At 73.7% G+C, this 18,123-nt stretch carries 14 protein-coding genes and 1 riboswitch; of the genes, 12 read left to right on the top strand and 2 right to left on the bottom strand.

Features of this window, described 5'->3' with window-relative positions; all coding sequences use genetic code 11:
• Positions 1 to 9: 9 nt before the first annotated feature.
• The 7 genes from ACYVLJ_RS26195 to ACYVLJ_RS26165 all read left to right on the top strand — a co-directional run bounded on the left by ACYVLJ_RS26195 (position 10) and on the right by ACYVLJ_RS26165 (position 6,833).
• A complete protein-coding gene (locus ACYVLJ_RS26195; RefSeq protein ID WP_451983421.1) occupies positions 10 to 1,488 on the top strand; it encodes a potassium/proton antiporter in 1,479 nt (492 codons plus the stop codon).
• Positions 1,489 to 1,826: 338 nt separating this feature from the next.
• Positions 1,827 to 2,435, top strand: a complete 609-nt coding sequence (locus ACYVLJ_RS26190) for a M23 family metallopeptidase (RefSeq protein ID WP_451983419.1) — start codon at positions 1,827 to 1,829, stop codon at positions 2,433 to 2,435.
• 106 nt (positions 2,436 to 2,541) lie between these two features.
• Positions 2,542 to 2,656, top strand: a riboswitch (SAM riboswitch).
• Positions 2,657 to 2,695: 39 nt separating this feature from the next.
• A complete protein-coding gene (locus tag ACYVLJ_RS26185; RefSeq protein ID WP_460440712.1) occupies positions 2,696 to 4,030 on the top strand; it encodes an aminotransferase class V-fold PLP-dependent enzyme in 1,335 nt (444 codons plus the stop codon).
• Between the two features lie 17 nt (positions 4,031 to 4,047).
• Entirely contained in the window at positions 4,048 to 4,626 is a 579-nt protein-coding gene (locus ACYVLJ_RS26180; protein WP_460440711.1) for a hypothetical protein, read from the top strand.
• Positions 4,627 to 4,630: 4 nt separating this feature from the next.
• A complete protein-coding gene (locus ACYVLJ_RS26175) occupies positions 4,631 to 5,248 on the top strand; it encodes a hypothetical protein (RefSeq protein ID WP_460440710.1) in 618 nt (205 codons plus the stop codon).
• Positions 5,249 to 5,271: 23 nt separating this feature from the next.
• Positions 5,272 to 5,907, top strand: a complete 636-nt coding sequence (gene lspA, locus ACYVLJ_RS26170; RefSeq protein WP_460440709.1) for a signal peptidase II — start codon at positions 5,272 to 5,274, stop codon at positions 5,905 to 5,907.
• On the top strand, positions 5,904 to 6,833 hold the full coding sequence (locus ACYVLJ_RS26165; RefSeq protein ID WP_451983409.1) for an RluA family pseudouridine synthase: 930 nt from the start codon (positions 5,904 to 5,906) through the stop codon (positions 6,831 to 6,833). Before lspA ends, ACYVLJ_RS26165 begins: the two co-directional genes overlap by 4 nt.
• On the opposite strand, the gene ACYVLJ_RS26160 is transcribed toward ACYVLJ_RS26165, so the two are convergent.
• A complete protein-coding gene (locus tag ACYVLJ_RS26160; protein ID WP_460440708.1) occupies positions 6,830 to 7,816 on the bottom strand; it encodes an AsnC family protein in 987 nt (328 codons plus the stop codon). The genes ACYVLJ_RS26165 and ACYVLJ_RS26160 overlap by 4 nt on opposite strands.
• Before the next feature lie 122 nt (positions 7,817 to 7,938).
• Between ACYVLJ_RS26160 and ACYVLJ_RS26155 the strand changes: the two genes are divergently transcribed.
• From ACYVLJ_RS26155 to ACYVLJ_RS26140, 4 genes are all read left to right on the top strand, one after another.
• Positions 7,939 to 12,897, top strand: a complete 4,959-nt coding sequence (locus ACYVLJ_RS26155; RefSeq protein ID WP_460440707.1) for a DUF885 domain-containing protein — start codon at positions 7,939 to 7,941, stop codon at positions 12,895 to 12,897.
• 43 nt (positions 12,898 to 12,940) lie between these two features.
• Positions 12,941 to 14,146 carry a fumarylacetoacetase gene (fahA, locus tag ACYVLJ_RS26150; protein ID WP_460440706.1) on the top strand — a complete coding sequence of 402 codons (1,206 nt, stop codon included), beginning with the start codon at positions 12,941 to 12,943 and terminating at the stop codon, positions 14,144 to 14,146.
• 101 nt (positions 14,147 to 14,247) lie between these two features.
• A complete protein-coding gene (locus ACYVLJ_RS26145) occupies positions 14,248 to 15,177 on the top strand; it encodes a YihY/virulence factor BrkB family protein (RefSeq protein ID WP_460440705.1) in 930 nt (309 codons plus the stop codon).
• Positions 15,178 to 15,262: 85 nt separating this feature from the next.
• Entirely contained in the window at positions 15,263 to 16,303 is a 1,041-nt protein-coding gene (locus tag ACYVLJ_RS26140) for an LLM class F420-dependent oxidoreductase (protein ID WP_451983399.1), read from the top strand.
• Between the two features lie 7 nt (positions 16,304 to 16,310).
• On the opposite strand, the gene ACYVLJ_RS26135 is transcribed toward ACYVLJ_RS26140, so the two are convergent.
• Complete coding sequence (locus tag ACYVLJ_RS26135) at positions 16,311 to 16,916, bottom strand: class F sortase (protein ID WP_451983397.1); 606 nt, start codon at positions 16,914 to 16,916, stop codon at positions 16,311 to 16,313.
• Between the two features lie 225 nt (positions 16,917 to 17,141).
• Between ACYVLJ_RS26135 and ACYVLJ_RS26130 the strand changes: the two genes are divergently transcribed.
• Complete coding sequence (locus ACYVLJ_RS26130) at positions 17,142 to 18,089, top strand: Ppx/GppA phosphatase family protein (protein WP_451983395.1); 948 nt, start codon at positions 17,142 to 17,144, stop codon at positions 18,087 to 18,089.
• Positions 18,090 to 18,123: the final 34 nt, after the last annotated feature.

The raw sequence follows: 18,123 nt of genomic DNA, 5'->3' as shown, positions 1-18,123 counted from the left end.
GGAGGCGGCATGGACCAGCTTCCGGTCCTGCTCGGCGTCGGCGGCGTCGTGCTCCTCGCCTCCGTGCTCGCCGTGCGCGTCTCGATCCGGCTCGGCCTGCCCTCGCTGCTGCTGTACCTCGCGATCGGCGTCGTGCTCGGCGAAGCCGGCTTCGGCATCCGGTTCGACAACCCCGGCCTGACCCAGTCGCTCGGGCTCGCCGCGCTCGTCATGATCCTCGCCGAAGGCGGGCTGACCACGCGGTGGTCGGCCGTGAAACCCGCGCTGGGCCTCGGCATCGCACTGTCCACAGTGGCCGTCGCGGTGAGCGTCGCGGTCACCGGCGCGGCCCTGCACTGGCTGCTCGGCCTGGACTGGCGGTTCGCCCTGCTGTGGGGCGCCGTGCTCGCCTCGACCGACGCGGCCGCGGTGTTCTCCGTGCTGCGCACCGCCGGGATCGGGAAACGCCTGGTCGGCGCGCTGGAGCTGGAGTCCGGCATCAACGACGCACCGGCGTACATCGCCGTCGTCGTGCTCGCCGCCGGCACCACTGTGGACTGGACGCTGCCGCTGCTGGTGGTCTACGAGCTCGCGGCGGGCCTGGCCATCGGGCTCGGGTTCGGCTGGCTGGGCGGCATCGCGCTGCGCCGGGCCGCGCTGCCGGCGACCGGCCTCTACCCGCTGGCCACCGTCGCGGTGTGCGTCGTGGCGTACTCCTCCGGCCAGCTGCTGCACGCGTCCGGGCTGCTCGCCACCTACGTCGCCGCGCTGGTGCTGGGCAATTCGCGGCTGCCGCACCGCTCGGACACGCTGTCGTTCGCCGAAGGCCTCGGCTGGCTGGCGCAGATCGGGCTGTTCGTGCTGCTCGGGCTGTTCGCCTCGCCCGGCCGGCTGTTCGAGACGATCGTGCCGGGCCTGGTCGCCGGGGCCGTCGTGCTGCTGCTGGCGCGGCCGATCTCCGTCGTGCTCTCGGTGCTGCCGTTCCGGCTGCCGTGGCGGGAACAGGCGTTCCTGTCGTGGGCCGGGCTGCGCGGCGCGGTCCCGATCGTGCTCGCGATGATCCCGCTGTCGGAGGGGGTGCCCGGCGCGCAACGGCTGGTCGACGCGGTGTTCGTGCTGGTCATCGTGCTGACGCTGGTGCAGGGCGCGACGCTCGGGCCGCTCGGGCGCCGGCTCGGGCTGGCCAAGAAGTCCGAGGCGCACGAGATCGAGGTCGACTCCGCGCCACTGGACGAGCTGGGTGCCGAGCTGCTGCAGGTCCGCATCCAGCCCGGGTCGAAGCTGCACGGCGTGTACCTGTCCGAGCTGCGCCTGCCGACCGGCGCGACGGTCAGCCTGGTCGTGCGCGAAGGCGCCGGCTTCACCCCGCAGAAGACCAGCCGGCTGCAGGAGAACGACCAGCTGCTGGTGGTCACGACGAGCGGCGTCCGCGACGCCGCCGAGCGCCGGATCCGCGCGGTGGACCGCGCCGGCCGCCTGGCCCGCTGGAAGGGCGAGTCGGGCCGTTAGCCCGTTCGTGGTCGCCCCCGCGACGTGACCGGTCGGACGACTTCGTGTCGCCCCCCACTCACGCGTGATGCCCCTCCAATCACGCGTGATGCCCGCCCCGTCACGCGTGATGCCCGCCCCGTCACGCGTGATGCCGTTTTCGGCAGGGCAAGGCCGTGAACAGCGCTTGTCCGGTCCTTGTCCGGTCTCAGTGCCGACCTGGTGATCTTTTCCCGCAAGGGTGAGGGGCGCCTCACGAAAATCTCACGTGATCTTCCCAGTGATCCAACCTTTGGCCTACTGTGCGCTCGATCGGGTTAGTTCGAATGGGTGAGCGTTAGGCCAAAGGAGTACGCAGGGTGACGAAACTGCACGTTCGCGGGGCGCTCCTGGTCGCCGCCGTCACGACCGCCCTCGGGCTCGTCTCGGCGCCGGCCGCGACCGCCGAAGTCGCGCCGTTCCCCGCGCTCGCCCTGCCGTTCAAGGCCGGTCAGCAGGTCTACTCCGCCGGTATCCACTCCGACGACGGCAGCACCGGCGTCGAGAACGCCATCGACTTCAGCCCGGCCGACCGGACCGTCCGCGCGCCGCTCGCCGGCACCGTCCGCCTGCAGCACTGCGCGGGTGGCGACTGGGTGACCATCGACCACGCCGGCGGCTGGCGGACCGGGTACTACCACATGGAAGGCATCAAGGTCAGCGACGGCGAGCACGTCGAGGCCGGTGCCGTGCTCGGGTCGACCGGCAACGCGCTGCCCTGCGGCGGCAGCAGCACCGGTGCCCACGTGCACTTCACGCTCTGGACCCTGCCGGACGCCTCGGCGGCGGCCCACGGCGAGCCCGTCGACGGCAAGACCATCGGCGGCTGGCTGTTCACCGCGGGTGCCGAGCAGTACGCGGGCACCGCGACGCACCTCTCCGACCATGCGGTCACGCAGCTGCCGGGGCACTTCCGCGCGAAGCTCTGACCAGCGCGAACGACGCGGGAAACGTCCGGCGTCGGCTGTGAGCGGCGTCTCAGAATGTGAGCCGGGGGTTGGCCGCCGGGCGCGTTCTCGGTTACCTTCTGTGCCAGGTCATGAGTGCCAGCGCGAAGCCCCGGCTTGCTGGCCGGCAACCCTCCTACCGCGGTGGGGTGCCCCGGGTGAAGACCGGGCCGGTCGCGTCGTGCGACGGGCAAGCGCGGGCCCCTCGCCGGGGTCCCCCGGACCGCCGAGGAGGCACCCCGATGACTCTCGCCCTCGACCGCACCACCGCGATCACCCCTGCCGCGCAAGGCATCCCGGCCGTCGCCGGCGCCGCGCTGCGGGTCCCGCTCGTCACCGGGGACACCATCGGCTACGCCAACCTCGACCACGCCGCGAGCGCCCCGTGCCTCGACGCCGTCCGCGCCAAGGTCGACGAGTTCCTGCCCTGGTACGCCAGCGTCCACCGCGGCGCCGGCTTCGCGTCGCAGGTCTCCACCAAGCTCTACGAACGCACTCGCGACGTCCTGCGCCGCTTCGTCGACGCCCGCCGGACGGACACGGTCGTGTTCACCCGCAACACCACCGACTCGTTCAACCTGCTCGCGCGCAGCCTTCCCCGCCACACCACGGTGATCGTGTTCGACACCGAGCACCACGCCGCGCTGCTGCCGTGGCAGGGCCCGAACGTCCGGCGGATCCCGACCCCGCGCACGCGTCTCGCCGCGGTGTCCGCTGTGGACGAAGCGCTCGCGGACGCGCCGCAGGGGCCGCGGCTGGTCGTCGTCACCGGAGCGTCCAATGTGACCGGTGAGCTGCTCCCGGTCGCCGAAATCGCCGCCGTGGCGAGGAAGCACGGCGCCCGCGTCGCGCTCGACGCCGCGCAGCTCGCCCCGCACCGGCGGATCTCCGTCAGGGACCTGGACGTCGACTACGTCGCCATCTCCGGCCACAAGCTGTACGCGCCCTTCGGCGCGGGCGCGCTGATCGGCCGCGCCGACTGGCTGCGCGCCGCCCGGCCGTACCTCGCCGGCGGCGGCGCGACGAAGCTCGTCACCGAAGACGCGGTGGTCTGGAACACCGGTCCGGAGCGCCACGAAGCGGGCTCGCCGAACACCGTCGGCGTGTACGCGCTCGGCGTCGCGTGCGAAACCCTCAGCGAGAACTGGGACGTCGTCGTGGCGCACGAACAGGCCCTGCTTTCCCGGCTGCGCAAGGGACTCGAGGGTATCCCGGGCTGCGCCGAGCTGCGCCTGTTCGACGCGCCGGTCGACCGCGTCGGCACGGTCAGCTTCGTCGTCGACGGCTTCGACCCGGGCTGGCTGGCGGCCGTGCTGTCGGCCGAGTACGGCATCGGCGTGCGCGACGGCGCGTTCTGCGCCCACATCGCGGCGAAGCGCCTCATCGGCGTCACCGGCGGGGAGGGGCAGCAGGCGGTCCGCGTCAGCCTCGGGCTGGGCAGCACCGAGGAGCACGTCGACCGCGTTGTGCTGGCCCTGCGCCAGATCGTCGCGCGCGGCGCCCGCTGGGAGTACGCGAAGGTGGACGGCCGCTGGGCCCCGGTCGGCGACCCGCGGGAGCTGCCGCCCTTCTGCTGAGGGGCTAACCTGGGCCGATGGGGCGAGGGCGGTACTGGTTTCCGGTGGCATTGCTGGGGTTCGCCCAGCTCGGCATGGTGGCGGCACAGCTGCGGGCCCGCCGCAGCCCGGCCGAGTGGCAGTCCCCCGACGTCTTGCTCCGCCCGCAGCCGGCCGGGTACGGCGCCCTGCAGTTCCTCACCCAGGATCCGCTGTTCACCCCCGGGCCGGGGCTGCCGGCCGGGCCGGCGTGGCAGGTCGCGCTCGGCGTGGCGGTGCTCGGCACGGCCGTCTGGTACGCGGTCGTCCTGCGGCCCGTCCGCACCGGGTGGTTCGTCCTCGGCACGGCCGGCGCGCTGCTCGCCGTCCCGCTGCTCGACCTGGTCGGGTCGTGGCAGTTCCGGCTCGCCGACGGGCTGCGCGGACCGCTGCTGGCCACGCTCGGTCTGCTGGTGCTCGCCGCGTACGAGCGCAGCCTGCTCGTCCTGCTCACCGCGGTCGCGTTCGCGGTGCTCGCGGTGGTGCTGCCGGCGGGGCCGGCGGGTGCGCTGCTGTCGGCGGCGGTGCTGATCGCCGCCGCTTTCGCCGCCGTGCTCCGGCCCCGGGCGATACCCTGACCCGATGGGGGATGTCCGACGGTCCTGGTTCCCGGTGGCCGCACTGGGTTTCGCGCTGCTGGTCATGGTGGTCGTCGAGCTGGTGCCGGACACCCCGGTGACCGGCTCGTTCGTCTCCTTGTACGCGGTCCCGATGACCCCGGACAACCAGCTGTACGGCACCGGCGGCGTCGGCGGGACCGGGCTGTCCGCGGCCACCACTGCCACGGCCGTGCACCCGGCCGCCCTCGGCTGGCTCGCCGGGCTCGCGTCCGTCGTGCTCGTCGCGGCGGGGTGGTACTGGCTGAGCTTGCGCCGCCTCGGCACGTCCCCGCGGACCGGCCGGTTCGTGCTCGGGACGCTCGGGGCCCTGGCCGCCGTCCCCGTGCTCGACCTGGTCGGCGCGCTGCAGTTCCGGCTCGACGGCGACGTGCGCGGGCCCCTGATCGCCACGCTCGGGCTCGTCCTGCTGGCCGGGTTCGAGCGCAGCTTGCTCCTGCTGGCCGTCGCCGTGGTGTTCGCCCTGCTCACCGTCGTTTTCCTGCCTCCGGTCGCCGGTGCGCTCGCCGCCGCGGGGGTGCTCTTCGCCGTCGCGTTCGCCGCCCTCCTGCTGCGTCCCCGCGACACTGCCGGGGCGCCCTGACCAGGGCCGTGGACAATGGAGCCGTGAGCACCGAGCCCAGCCACTCCGAACCCGACACCGAACCCGACGCCGCCGAGGCGCCGCCCGAAGCCGGGCCGGAGACGCCGGAAGCCCCGGCCAAGCCCCTGCCGAAGCGCCGGGTCGGCTGGGTGTTCGCCGTCGCGGTCGTGTTCTGGGTGATCGACCTGGTGACGAAGAACCTCGTCACCGCGAACCTGGAGGGCAAGGAGCCGGTCCGCATCCTCGGCGGGCTGATCTACCTGCAGGTGATCCGCAACCCGGGTGCGGCCTTCTCGATGGCCACCGGTATGACGTGGGTGCTCGCGCTGGTCGCGCTGGCCGTCGTCATCGCGATCGTCTGGCTGTCGCGGCGGCTGCGCTCGATCGGCTGGGCCATCGGCCTCGGCCTCGTGCTCGCCGGGGCCACCGGCAACCTGACCGACCGCATCTTCCGCGCGCCGGGCGGGCTGCAGGGCCACGTCGTCGACTTCATCTCGGCGTTCGCGCCGAACGGCAAGGGCTTCGCGATCTTCAACATCGCCGACTCGGCGATCTGCGTCGGCGGCGCCCTGATCGTGCTGCTTTCCCTGCTGGGCAAGGACTACGACGGTACGTCGACCAAGGACAAGAAGAAGCAGCAGCAGGAGGAACAGGCGTGAGCGCGCGGATGCTCCCGGTGCCCGACGGGCTCGACGGGATGCGCGTCGACGCCGGCCTCGCGAAGCTGCTCGGCCTGTCGCGCACGGTCGTCGCGGAGCTGGCCGAGGCCGGCGACGTGCTGCTCGACGGCCGTCCGGCGGGCAAGTCCGACCGGCTCTCCGGCGGCGGCCTCCTGGAGATCACGCTGCCGGAGCCCGCGAACCCCGTCGAGGTCGTCGCCGAGCCCGTCGCAGGCATGCAGATCCTGCACGACGACGACGACATCGTCGTGCTCTCGAAGCCGGTCGGCGTCGCCGTGCACCCGAGCCCGGGCTGGACCGGCCCGACGGTCGTCGGCGGCCTCGCCGCGGCCGGCCTGCGGATCGCGACGTCGGGCGCGGCCGAGCGCCAGGGCGTCGTGCACCGGCTCGACGCGGGCACCACCGGCGTGATGGTGGTGGCCAAGAGCGAGCACGCCTACACCGTGCTGAAGCGCGCCTTCAAGGAACGAACGGTCGACAAGGGCTACCACGCGATCGTCCAGGGACACCCGGACCCGACGCGCGGCACGATCGACGCCCCGATCGACCGCCACCCGCGCCACGACTACAAGTTCGCGGTCGTCCAGGGCGGCCGCCCGAGTGTGACGCACTACGAGGTCGTCGAGGCGTTCCGCGCGGCGTCGCTCGCGCACATCAAGCTCGAAACCGGGCGCACGCACCAGATCCGCGTCCACTTCTCGGCGCTGCGGCACCCGTGCGTCGGCGACCTGACCTACGGCGCGGACCCGGTTCTCGCGCGCCACCTCGGCCTGAGCCGCCAGTGGCTGCACGCCAAGACGCTGGCGTTCGCCCACCCGGCGGACGGCCGGTGGGTCGAGTTCGAGTCGGAGTACCCGGACGACCTGGCGAAGGCTCTGGAGATCCTGCGCGAAGAAAGCTATTAGTCCTCGATCGACCAGGTCAGCGTGCGCTCGTCCGGCTCCGGCCGCGGGCTCCAGCGGACCGACACCACCCGCGTCGCTTCCGGGAGGACGTACACCGTGTGGCCGCCCAGGGTCTCGCCCGGGTTGACGCCGATCTTGTGCGGGGGCCGGGACGTCAGGGACACCGGGGCCTTGCCGATCGCGGCGCCGTCGGCGGCGAGCAGCTCGAGGTAGTTGTCCGGCAGCGAGACGAACGGGAGCTGCCCGCGGTTGGTGATCTCCGTGTGCACGACGACCGCGCGTTCGCCGTCCTCCAGGCGGTAGCCCGCCGCACTGAACAGGTAGTCCGCCGGGTCCTGGACCTCGAGCAGCTGCACCGACAGCTGCTCGCCCTCCAGGCCCTGGGTCTCCAGGACTTCGCCGAGCCGGCCGCGCTTGCCCGTGGCGGCGGCCGCCGGCTTGGCCTGCTCGTCGCCGCGGGCCCAGGACGCCGTCTGCGGCAGGCCCCACGTGCTCACGGCCGGGTCGAGCGGCGGCGCCGGGAACGGCGGCTGCGGCGGGCGCTGCTGCGGGGGCCGGGGCGGCGGGCCCGGGTACCGCCCGGACGGTGTGCCCTGGACGTTGTACGGCCCGGACGGCGCACCCTGGACGTTGTAGGGGCCCGACGGCACGTTGTGCGGGCCCGACGGCGTCCCCTGGACGGGCGGCGCGGGCATCGGCATCGGCGGGGCGGACTGCTGGGGGACCGGCTGCGACGGCGGGGGCGGGAACTGCGGCCGGTTCGCCCACGACGGCGGGGCGCCGGCGATGGCCGCGCGCAGGCCGTTCGGGTCGCTCTCGACGCCCACGAGCAGCGGCAGCCCGCTGCCGGAGAGCGCGACCAGGCGGTAGGCGACCTCGCGCGGGTCCATGCCGACCTTGGCCGCCAGCTCGTGTACCGCGGCCTTGCCGAGGTCGGCGAGCGCGGCGAGCAGTCGGGTATCCACGGGATCGGTCACGGCCACCTGCTGAACGCTACCGCCTCGCCGAACGCCCGTGCCGAGGCCGTCCGCGGCTTCACCGTTCTTGTCGGTGATCTCCGTTAGGGTCGGCCGGGAGCACACCATCGAAGCTGGGGGTCCTGCCCATGACCGCGGTCACCGAACTCGCCGACGAGTTCGTCGAAGCGCTGTTCGCCGCCGATCCGCTGACGCCTGCCCTGCTGGGCATCCGGCCGGCGGAACCCGGCCTGCCCGACTTGTCCGCCGAAGCCGAGGCCGCCCACCGCGCGCGGCTCGCGGAGTTCGCCGAGCGGGCCCGCGCACTGGACACCGCCGGGCTGTCGGCGGAGGACCGCGTCACCCGCGACGTCCTGATCGCCACGGCCGAAGACCGCATCGCGGGCATCGACAGCCGGATGGCCGAGTTCACGGTCACCGACGTCTTCGTCGCGCCCGCGGCCTCCCTGCTCGTCGCCCTCCCGATGACGACCGTGACGGCGGGGGAGGCCGCGGAGGCCCAGCTCGGCCGGCTCGCCGCGGTCCCGGAGTTCCTGCGCCAGGCCGCGCGGCGGCACGCCGAGGGCATCGAGCGCGGGCTCGTCCCGGTGGCGCACCTGGTCGACGCCGCGGTCGCGCACCTCGACCGCTACCTCGCCGACCCGGCCGCCGACCCGCTGCGCCGCCAGCCGGCGCCGGACGAGGAGTTCGGCCGCCGGCGCGACGAACTGCTGGCCGACGTCGTGCGCCCGGCGTTCGCCGAGTACCGCGAGTTCCTCGCCACCGAGGTGAAGCCGCACGGGCGGCCCGCCGACCGGCCCGGCCTGAAGTGGCTGCCCGGCGGCGAAGAGACGTACGCGCGGCTCGCGAAGGTGCACACGACCACCGACCGCACCCCGGAAGAGCTGCACCGGACCGGGCTCGACATCATCGACTCGCTGGCCGCCGAGTACCGCGAGCTGGGGCAGCGGGTGTTCGGCACGGACGACCTGGCGGAGATCTTCCGGCGCCTGCGCACCGACCCGGCGCTGCGGTGGACCGGCGCCGAGGAGCTGCTGGAGACCGCCCGCACGGCCGTCGCCCGCGCGACCGCCGAAGCCCCGAAGTGGTTCGGCACCGTGCCGTCGCAGCCGTGCCTGGTCGAGCCGGTGCCGGAGGAGGCCGCGCCCGGCGCGCCCCCGGCGTACTACCTGCGCCCGGCCGCCGACGGCTCCCGGCCCGGCATCTACTTCGCGAACACCCACGAGGCCACCGAGCGGTTCCGGCACTCGGCCGAGTCGACGGCCTACCACGAGGCCGTGCCGGGGCACCACTTCCAGCTCAGCGTCGCGACCGGGCTCACCGAGCTGCCGCTGCTGCGCCGGATCGGCAGCTTCACCGCCTACACCGAAGGCTGGGGCCTCTACAGCGAGCGCCTGGCCGACGAGATGGGCCTGTACTCCGACGACGTCGCGCGGCTGGGCATGCTCACCGCCGACTCGATGCGGGCGGGCCGGCTGGTCGTCGACACGGGCCTGCACGCGCTGGGCTGGAGCCGGCAGCAGGCGGTCGACTACCTGGCCGAGCACACGCCGATGGCGCGCGTCGAGATCGAGGCCGAGACCGACCGCTACATCGCGTGGCCGGGGCAGGCCTTGGCGTACATGGTGGGGCGCCTGGAGATCCAGCGGATCCGCGCCGGCGCGGAAGAGCGCCTCGGCTCGCGGTTCGACATCCGCGCGTTCCACGACCTCGTGCTCGCCGGGGGCGCGCTGCCGCTGTCGGCGCTCGCGTCCGCCGTCGACGACTGGGTGGCCGGGCACGGCGACACGGTCAACGGGCTGGCCGCGGAGCTCGTCGAGCTGACGTTCGAGCAGGAGCCCGTGGCCCCGTCGATCCACGGGCTGCCGGGCGACCACGACCGGCTCGCCGACCAGACCCGGGAAGCGCAGGAGCGGTTCCTCGCCGCCTACCGGGCGCTCGCCGCCCGCGCCCGGGCGCTGTCCGCCGGGGACCTGTCGCCGGAAGAGGCCGTGACGCGCGAGGTCGTGATCGCCGCCGCCGAGGTCGAGGCCGACCGGCTGGCGGCGCGCTCCGCCGACATCGCGGTCAGCGACGGGCTGACCGCCCCCGCGCTGGGTCTGCTGCTGTTCCTGCCGTTCTACAAGCTCGACGACGAGAAGAAGGCCCGCGGCTACCTCGCCCGGCTCGCCGCGATCGAGCCGTTCCTGGCGGACCTGACCGAGCGCCAGCGCGAAAGCCTGGCCGACGGGCTGGTACCGCCGGCGTACCTGGCCCGCGTCGGCATCGAGTACGTCGAGCGCTACCTCGCCGCGCCGGAGAGCGACCCGCTGAAGGTAGGCACGACGGCCGACGTCGAGGGCTTCGAGGCCGAGCGCGACCGGCTGCTCGCCGAGGTCGTCCACCCGGCCTACGCCCGGTACCGCGACTTCCTGCGCACCGAGGTCGAACCGGCCGGCCGGCCCGACACCGCGCCCGGCATCGGGCACGTGCCGGGCGGTGCGGAGCGGTACGCCGCGCTGATCCGCGCGGAGACGACGACCGAGCGCACGGCCCAGGACCTGCACGACACCGGGCTGGCGCTGATCGAGAAGCTCGGCGAGGAGTACCGCGAGCTGGGGCGGAAGGTGTTCGGCACCACCGATCTCGCCGGGATCTTCGAGCGCCTGCGCACCGATCCGGCGTTGCGCTGGCGTGACGGCGAGGAGCTGCTGTCGGCGGCCCGCGACGCCATCGCCCGCGCCGAAGCCGTGGCCCCGCAGTGGTTTTCGCGCATCCCGGCGGAGAAGTGCGAGGTCGCGCCGGTGCCCGAGGCCGACGCGGCGAGCGGCACGATCGCGTACTACATGCAGCCGTCGCTCGACGGTTCGCGGCCGGGCACCTACTACGCCAACACGCACGAGGCCGGCAAGCGCCCGCGGTTCACGAGCGAGGCGATCGCGTTCCACGAAGCCGTGCCGGGGCACCACTTCCAGCTGAGCCTGGCCCAGGAGCTGCGGAACCTGCCGCTGCTGCGGCGGATCGGCATGTTCAACGCCTACGCGGAAGGCTGGGGCCTGTACGCGGAGCGGCTGGCCGACGAGATGGGCCTGTACTCCGACGACGTCGCGCGGCTGGGCATGCTGACGCAGGACTCGATGCGGGCGGGCCGGCTCGTCGTCGACACCGGGATGCACGCGCTCGGGTGGAGCCGGCAGCAGGCGATCGACTACCTCGTCGACCACACGCCGATGGCGCGCCTGGAGATCGAGGCGGAGATCGACCGGTACGCCGGCTGGCCGGGCCAGGCCCTGGGCTACATGGTGGGGCGGTTGGAGATCCAGCGGCTGCGCGCCGAGGCCGAGGCGGCCCTAGGCGAGCGGTTCGACATCCGGGACTTCCACGAAGTCGTGCTGGGCCACGGCATGCTGCCCCTGCCGGCGCTGGCCAAGGTCGTCGCGGACTGGGTCGCGGCCGGCACGGACACGCCCGACGGGCTGGCCGACGAGTGCCTGGAGCTGATGTTCGAGGCGCAGCCGCTGCTGCCGTCGCTCTACGGCCTGCCCGGCACGCACGACAAGCTCGCCGACCAGTCCGCCGAAGCGCTCTCGCGGCAGCGCGCCGCGTTCGGCGCCCTCATCACGCGCGCCGAGGCGCTCGGTCCGCTGTCCTCGGCCGGGCGCGTCACGCGGGACGTCGTGGTCTGGCAGGCCCGCACGATGATCGACGTGCTCGACTCGGGCCGGGCCGACATCGCGGTGAGCGACGGGCTCGCGGCGCCGGCGCTGGAGCTGCTGATGCTGCTGCCGCAGACGGTGGTCGACGACGAGGCCAAGGCCCGCGGCTACCTGAGCCGGCTCGCGGCCGTGGGCACGTACCTGGACCAGGTGATCGAGCGGCAGCGGGCGGCGCTGGCCGAAGGCCTCACGCCGCCGGAGTTCCTGGCGCGCATCGGCGTCGGGTACGTCGAGCGCTACCTGGCCGCCCCGGACGCCGATCCGCTGAAGGTGCCGGTCCAGGGGCTCGAGGCCGAGCGCGACCGGTTGCTGGCCGAGGTCGTGTGGCCCGCGTACGCGCGGTACCGCGACTTCCTGGCCGACGAGGTGGTTCCGGTCGCGCGGCCGGAGACGTCGCCGGGCATCGGCGACCTGCCCGGCGGCCCGGCCCGGTACCGGGCGCTGATCCGCGCCGAGACGACGACCGAGCGCACGGCCCAGGACCTGCACGACACCGGGCTGGCGATCATCGAGAAGCTCGCCGAGGAGTACCGCGAACTCGGGCAGAAGGTGTTCGGCACCACCGATCTAGCCGGGATCTTCGAGAAAATCCGCACCGATCCGGCGCTGCGCTGGCGTGACGGCGACGAGCTCCTGGACGCTGCCCGGCAGACGATCGCCCGGGCCGAAGCGGTTGCGCCGCAGTGGTTCTCCCGCGTTCCGGAGCAGAAGTGCGAGGTCGCGCCGGTGCCGGCCGCCGAAGCCGAGAGCGGCTCGATCGCGTACTACATCGACGCGTCGCTCGACGGTTCGCGGCCGGGCACGTACTACGCCAACACGCACGAGGCCGACCAGCGGCAGCGGACGCTCGGCGAGTCGGTCGCGTTCCACGAAGCCGTGCCGGGGCACCACTTCCAGCTGACCCTCGCGCAGCAGCTCACCGGCGTCCCGCTGCTGCGGCGGATCGCGATGTTCAACGCCTACGCCGAGGGCTGGGGCCTCTATGCGGAGCGGCTGGCCGACGAGATGGGCCTGTACTCCGACGACGTGGCGCGGCTGGGCCTGCTGACGCAGGACTCGATGCGGGCGGCCCGGCTGGTCGTCGACACGGGGTTGCACGCGCTGGGCTGGAGCCGGCAGCGGGCGGTGGACTTCCTCGTCGAGAACACGCCGATGGCGCAGATCGAGATCGAGGCGGAGATCGACCGCTACGCCGGGCACCCCGGCCAGGCGCTCGGCTACATGGTCGGGCGGCTGGAGATCGAGCGGCTGCGGGCCGAGGCCGAGGCGGCGCTGGGCGAGCGGTTCGACATCCGCGAGTTCCACGACACGGTGCTGGGCAGCGGCACGCTGCCGCTCCCGGTGCTGGCGGACGTGGTGGCCGACTGGGTGGCCGCGCGGGGCGCGGAATGACCCGGCCACCGTCCACTTCGGACGACCGAGCCGAGGAGCGGCCGTGACCTGGCTCGACCTCGCCGACGACACGCCGTTCGGCCTGGACAACCTGCCCTACGGCGTGTTTTCCGTGGGCGGCGCGCCGGACCGCCGCATCGGCGTGCCGGTCGGCGCGGAGGTGCTGGACCTGACCGCCGCCGCGGCCGGGACCGCGGCGGCGTTCGCCCCGCTACTCACCGCGGGGGTGCTCAACCCGCTGCTGGCGGCCGGGCCGGACACGTGGCGGGAGGTGCGGGAGAGCGTCCGGGAGTGGCTGACCGAACCCCGGTACGCCGACCAGCTGCGCCCGCACCTCGTGCCGCGGGCCGAGGTGACCACGCACCTGGCGTTCGAGGTCGCCGACTACGTCGACTTCTACTCGAGCGAGCAGCACGCCCTCAACGCCGGCCGGATCTTCCGGCCCGACGCGACCGAGCTGCCGCCGAACTGGAAGCACCTGCCGATCGCCTACCACGGCCGGGCGGGCACGGTGGTGGCGTCGGGCACGCCGGTCGTCCGCCCGCACGGCCAGCGGAAGCCGCGCAACGCCGACGCGCCGTCGTTCGGCCCGTCGAAGCGGCTGGACATCGAGGCGGAGGTCGGGTTCGTCGTCGGCGTCCCGTCCGCGCCGGGCACGCGGGTGCCCACTGAGGACTTCGCGGACCACGTCTTCGGCGTGTGCCTGGTCAACGACTGGTCGGCGCGCGACATCCAGGCCTGGGAGTACCAGCCGCTGGGCCCGTTCCTCGGCAAGTCGTTCGCGACGTCGGTGTCGCCGTGGATCGTCCCGCTGGCGGCGCTGGAGCACGCGCGCGTCGACGGCCCGCCGCAGGACCCGGAGCCGTTCGAATACCTGCGCGGCGGCGGGAAGTGGGGCCTGGACCTGGCGATGGAGGTCCGGCTCAACGGTCACCTGGTGTCGAGCCCGCCGTTCGCCACCCAGTACTGGACGGCGCCGCAGCAGCTCGCGCACCTGACCGTCAACGGCGCTAGCCTGCGCACCGGCGACCTGTTCGGCTCCGGCACGGTGACCGGCCCGGAGCCCGACCAGCGAGGCTCGCTTCTCGAGCTGTCCTGGGGCGGCCGCGAGCCGCTGGAGCTCCCGGGCGGCGAGACGCGGACGTTCCTGGAGGACGGCGACGAGGTGGTGATCAGCGCGACGGCCCCCGGCCCGGGCGGCAGCCGCATCGGGTTCGGCGACGTCCGGGGCACGGTGGTCCCCGGCTGACCCGCGGGTTCCGCGGCCGGCCGTGACGATCCGGCCGCCGGGGTGTCCGGACTGCGGGGAACACGCGCGGATGAGAGGGTCGGCCGGTGGGACGTGGAGCGGTGAAGGCCGTCGTGGGGAAGCCGTTCCGGCGGGCCGGGGCCACCCTCGCCCGGTACCGGGAACGCGACGGCGACCACTACGCCGCCGCCGTCACCTTCTTCAGCCTGCTCGCGCTGGTGCCGCTGATCATGGTCACGGTCTCGGTGATCGGGTTCGTGCTGGCGGGGGACCGGCTGCTCGCGACCGAGCTGGACCGGGTCATCGACGGCGCGCTGCCGCCCGAGATCGCCGGGCGGGTCACCGACATCGTGCACACGGTCGTGGGCGAACGCGGCCGGATCGGGCTGCTGGCCCTCGCGGTCGCCGGGTACTCGGGCTGGAGCTGGATCAGCAACGTCCGCGACGCCGTCACCGCGATGCTCGGCCAGGACCGGACGCCGCGGCCGCTGCTGCGCGGGATCCTCGCCGACGTCGTCGCGCTCGCCGGGGTCGGGCTCGCGATGTGCGTGTCGTTCGGGCTGGCGGCGCTCACCGGCGCGGCCGGGACCTGGCTGCTCGGCCTGACCGGGCTGACCGGCGGGTTCGCGCACTTCCTGCTGGTCGCTGGCTCGCTCCTGCTCGGTCTCGCGGCGAACTGGCTGGTCATCGCCTGGTGCCTGGCCCGGTTGCCGCGCCGGCCCCTGCCGCTGCGCTCGACGCTGCGCCCGGCCGGGGCTGCCGCCGTCGGGCTCGCGGCGCTCCAGCAGGCCGGCGGGCTCTACCTGCACCTGCTCGGCCGCTCGCCGGCGGTCGCCGCGTTCGGCACGCTCGTCGGCGTGCTGCTGTTCGTCTACCTGGTGGTCCGCTGGCTGCTGATGGTCACGGTGTGGATCACGGTCCGGGACGAGCCCCCACCGGGCACGCTGGCCGCCGACGTCCGCTACGCCGGCACGACGCTCGGCGCCGGCGCCTCGGCGGAGCTGGTGGTCCGCACCCTCACCGGCCGCTGAGTGGCGGCGCGCACATAGTCCCGCACGGCTCGCGCGGGCTCGTTAAGATGCGCGACTAAGCGCTTGCTCAGCAACGGAGGTGGACATGCGGATCGGGACCGCGATCAACTACGCCGGAGGCTTCGCCGACAGCGTCGCGGACATCGTCGAGCTGGAGAAGGTCGGTCTCGACGTCGCCTTCGTGCCCGAGGCGTACTCGTTCGACGCCGTCAGCCAGCTCGGCTACCTGGCCGCGAAGACCGAGCGCGTCCAGCTCGCGTCGGGCATCTTCCAGATCTACACCCGCACGCCGACCCTCACCGCGATGACCGCCGCGGGGCTCGACTTCGTCTCCGACGGGCGCTTCATCCTCGGCCTCGGTGCCTCCGGCCCGCAGGTCATCGAGGGCTTCCACGGCGTGAAGTACGACGCGCCGCTGGGCCGCACGCGCGAGATCGTCGAGATCTGCCGCCAGGTCTGGCGCCGTGAGCGCGTGGTGCACGACGGCAGGCACTACACGATCCCGCTGCCGCCGGAGCAGGGCACCGGCCTGGGCAAGCCGCTCAAGCTGATCAACCACCCGGTGCGCGAGCGCATCCCGGTGCTGCTGGCCTCGCTCGGCCCGAAGAACGTCGCGCTCACCGCCGAGATCGCCGAGGGCTGGCAGCCGATCTTCTTCCACCCGGAGAAGGCGAACGACGTCTGGGGCGAGTCCCTGGCTGCGGGCAAGGCCAAGCGCGACCCGGCGCTGGGCGAGCTGGACACGTTCGTCAGCGCCGCGCTGGCGATCGGCGACGACGTCGAGCCGCTGCTCGACCACCTGCGCCCGATCGTCGCCCTCTACGTCGGCGGGATGGGCGCGCGGGGCAAGAACTTCTACAACGACCTCGCCTGCCGCTACGGCTACGAGGCCGAGGCGAAGCTGATCCAGGACCTCTACCTGGACGGCAAGAAGGAAGAGGCCGCGGCCGCCGTGCCGCTCGAGCTGCTGCGCTCGATCTCGCTGGTCGGCCCCGCCGGGTACGTGAAGGAGCGGCTGGCCGCCTTCCGCGAAGCGGGTGCGACGACGCTGGTGGTCAACCCGCTGCTGCCCGGCCGCGAGGCGCGCGTCGCGGCGGTCTCGCAGCTGCGGGAGCTGCTCGGCTGAGCGGGCCTCAGCCGGGCGTGGCGTAGACCGCGACCCGCGGGGAGTTCATCCCGGCGGTGTCGAGGGTGCCGTCGCTGGTGATCAGCCGCAGCTGCGGGCCCGGGCCCTCCGGGGCGACGAGCGTGCTGTCCGGCTCGCCGGGCAGGAACGTCGCCGTCCTGCGGACGGCGAACCGGGCCTCGCGGCCTTGGTCGTCGCGCACGACGACCGCCGCGCCCGGCTTGAGCCGGCCGAGGTGGGCGAACGCGCCGCCGGCGTAACCGAAGCCCGAGTGCCCGGACAGCACGGCGACCCCCGGGGCGCCGGGCGCCGGTCCGTCGGCGAACCAGCCGACGCCGAGCGCGGTGCCCGGCTGCTCCCGGCGGCCGCCGACGTGGCCGAGCTCCACCACGTGGCCGAGCGTGAGGTCCAGGTCGGGGATCGACAGCGAGGCGGGCAGGACGCCGGCCGTCACGGGCCGCTCCTGGGCCGCGGCGCCGGGGGTGACCGACACGCCCGGGGCGAGCACGGTCGTGACGCCGAGCAGGACGCAGCCGAGCCCGGCCACCACCGCGAGCACCGCGGCGGCCGGCCGCACGAGCTCCGAGCGCCGCTCGGTCGTCCCCTGCCCCATGCCGGTAAGGTCGGGCTTCGAAGAGCCGGCGTTACCGAATCGTGTCCAGGCGTGGGGTGCTTCACTCGAACGGGCCACCTGAATGTGACCTTCGCGTCAAAAAAGTTCGTCCGGTGAGACCAATGCGTCAATGACCGGCTAATTTTGATGAATTCGGGCATAATTATGTGTTTCGATTAGTGGAACTGGGGATATCCACGAGGTGGAAGTGAGGTGCGCCGAGCAGTGCGAAAAATCGAAGAGCCCGCTGTGGGCGTACTGGACGTCGGATCGTTCAGCGCCCGGTTGGTGGTGGTTCCGGTCGACGGCTCGCCCCGTGAGCCGGTGCTGAACCACCAGACGCGGCTGCGCCTCGACCGCGAGCTCGACGTCCGCGGCCGCCTCTCCCGCCGGGGCATCGCCGCCGTCACGGCCGCCGTCGCCGCGGGCATGACCACCGCGTACCGCCACGGCGTCGGCGGCATCTACCCGCTCGCGACGTCCTCCATCCGCGACGCCGCCAACGCGACGGAGGTCGTCCGCCACGTCGCCGGCGAAACCGGGGTAGAGCTGCGGTTCCTCTCGGGCCGGTGCGAAGCCGAGCTGACCTACCTCGCCGCCCGCCGCTGGTACGGCGCGGAGGCCGGGCCGCTGCTGGTCCTCGACATCGGCGGTGGCACGGTCGAGCTGGCCGCCGGCTGCGGCGACCAGGCCACGTTCGCGCGGTCGCTGCCGCTGGGCGCGCGGTCGATGACCCGGGACTGGCTGCCGAGCGAACGCGTGTCGAACAAGCAGGTCAAGGCGTTGCGCGCGCACGCACTCGACGTCGTGACCACCACGCTGGGCGCCGCGGACGTCGACAACCCGCGGGTCGTCGGCTGTTCGAAGGTGCTGCAGCAGCTCGCGCGGCTGGCCGGGGCCCGCCCGAACCGGCGCAAGGAGCTGCGCCTCGACGACCTCCGTGCCTGGATCCCTCGGCTCGCCGGGCTGCCGCCGCAGAAGCGCGCGGAACTGCCGGGCATCTCGCGCAGCCGCGCGCACCAGGCGCTGGCGGGCGCGATCGTGGCGGAAGCGCTGCTGACGGTCGCGGGCGGCAAGGTGGCGATCTGCCCGTGGTCGACCCGGGACGGCCTGCTGCTGGCGCTGCAGGACAAGGCGCGGGAAAAGGCCGGCGACGGGTTCGTCGCGGCCTGACCCCTGGTCGCCACCGCGAAAACCGGGTATTCCG

The organism is Amycolatopsis stemonae (genome assembly GCF_054781455.1).
The sequence above is the reverse complement of the archived record's forward strand: the minus strand, read 5'-3'. Positions and strand labels throughout refer to the sequence as shown.

What these genes read in the sequence shown, in the direction of transcription:
- ACYVLJ_RS26140 (WP_451983399.1), top strand. Translation starts at nt 15,263, where the DNA reads ATGCGGATCGGGACCGCGATCAACTACGCCGGAGGCTTCGCCGACAGC.
- ACYVLJ_RS26155 (WP_460440707.1), top strand. Translation starts at nt 7,939, where the DNA reads ATGACCGCGGTCACCGAACTCGCCGACGAGTTCGTCGAAGCGCTGTTC.
- ACYVLJ_RS26135 (WP_451983397.1), bottom strand. Translation starts at nt 16,916, where the DNA reads ATGGGGCAGGGGACGACCGAGCGGCGCTCGGAGCTCGTGCGGCCGGCC.
- ACYVLJ_RS26175 (WP_460440710.1), top strand. Translation starts at nt 4,631, where the DNA reads ATGGGGGATGTCCGACGGTCCTGGTTCCCGGTGGCCGCACTGGGTTTC.
- ACYVLJ_RS26185 (WP_460440712.1), top strand. Translation starts at nt 2,696, where the DNA reads ATGACTCTCGCCCTCGACCGCACCACCGCGATCACCCCTGCCGCGCAA.
- ACYVLJ_RS26180 (WP_460440711.1), top strand. Translation starts at nt 4,048, where the DNA reads ATGGGGCGAGGGCGGTACTGGTTTCCGGTGGCATTGCTGGGGTTCGCC.
- ACYVLJ_RS26195 (WP_451983421.1), top strand. Translation starts at nt 10, where the DNA reads ATGGACCAGCTTCCGGTCCTGCTCGGCGTCGGCGGCGTCGTGCTCCTC.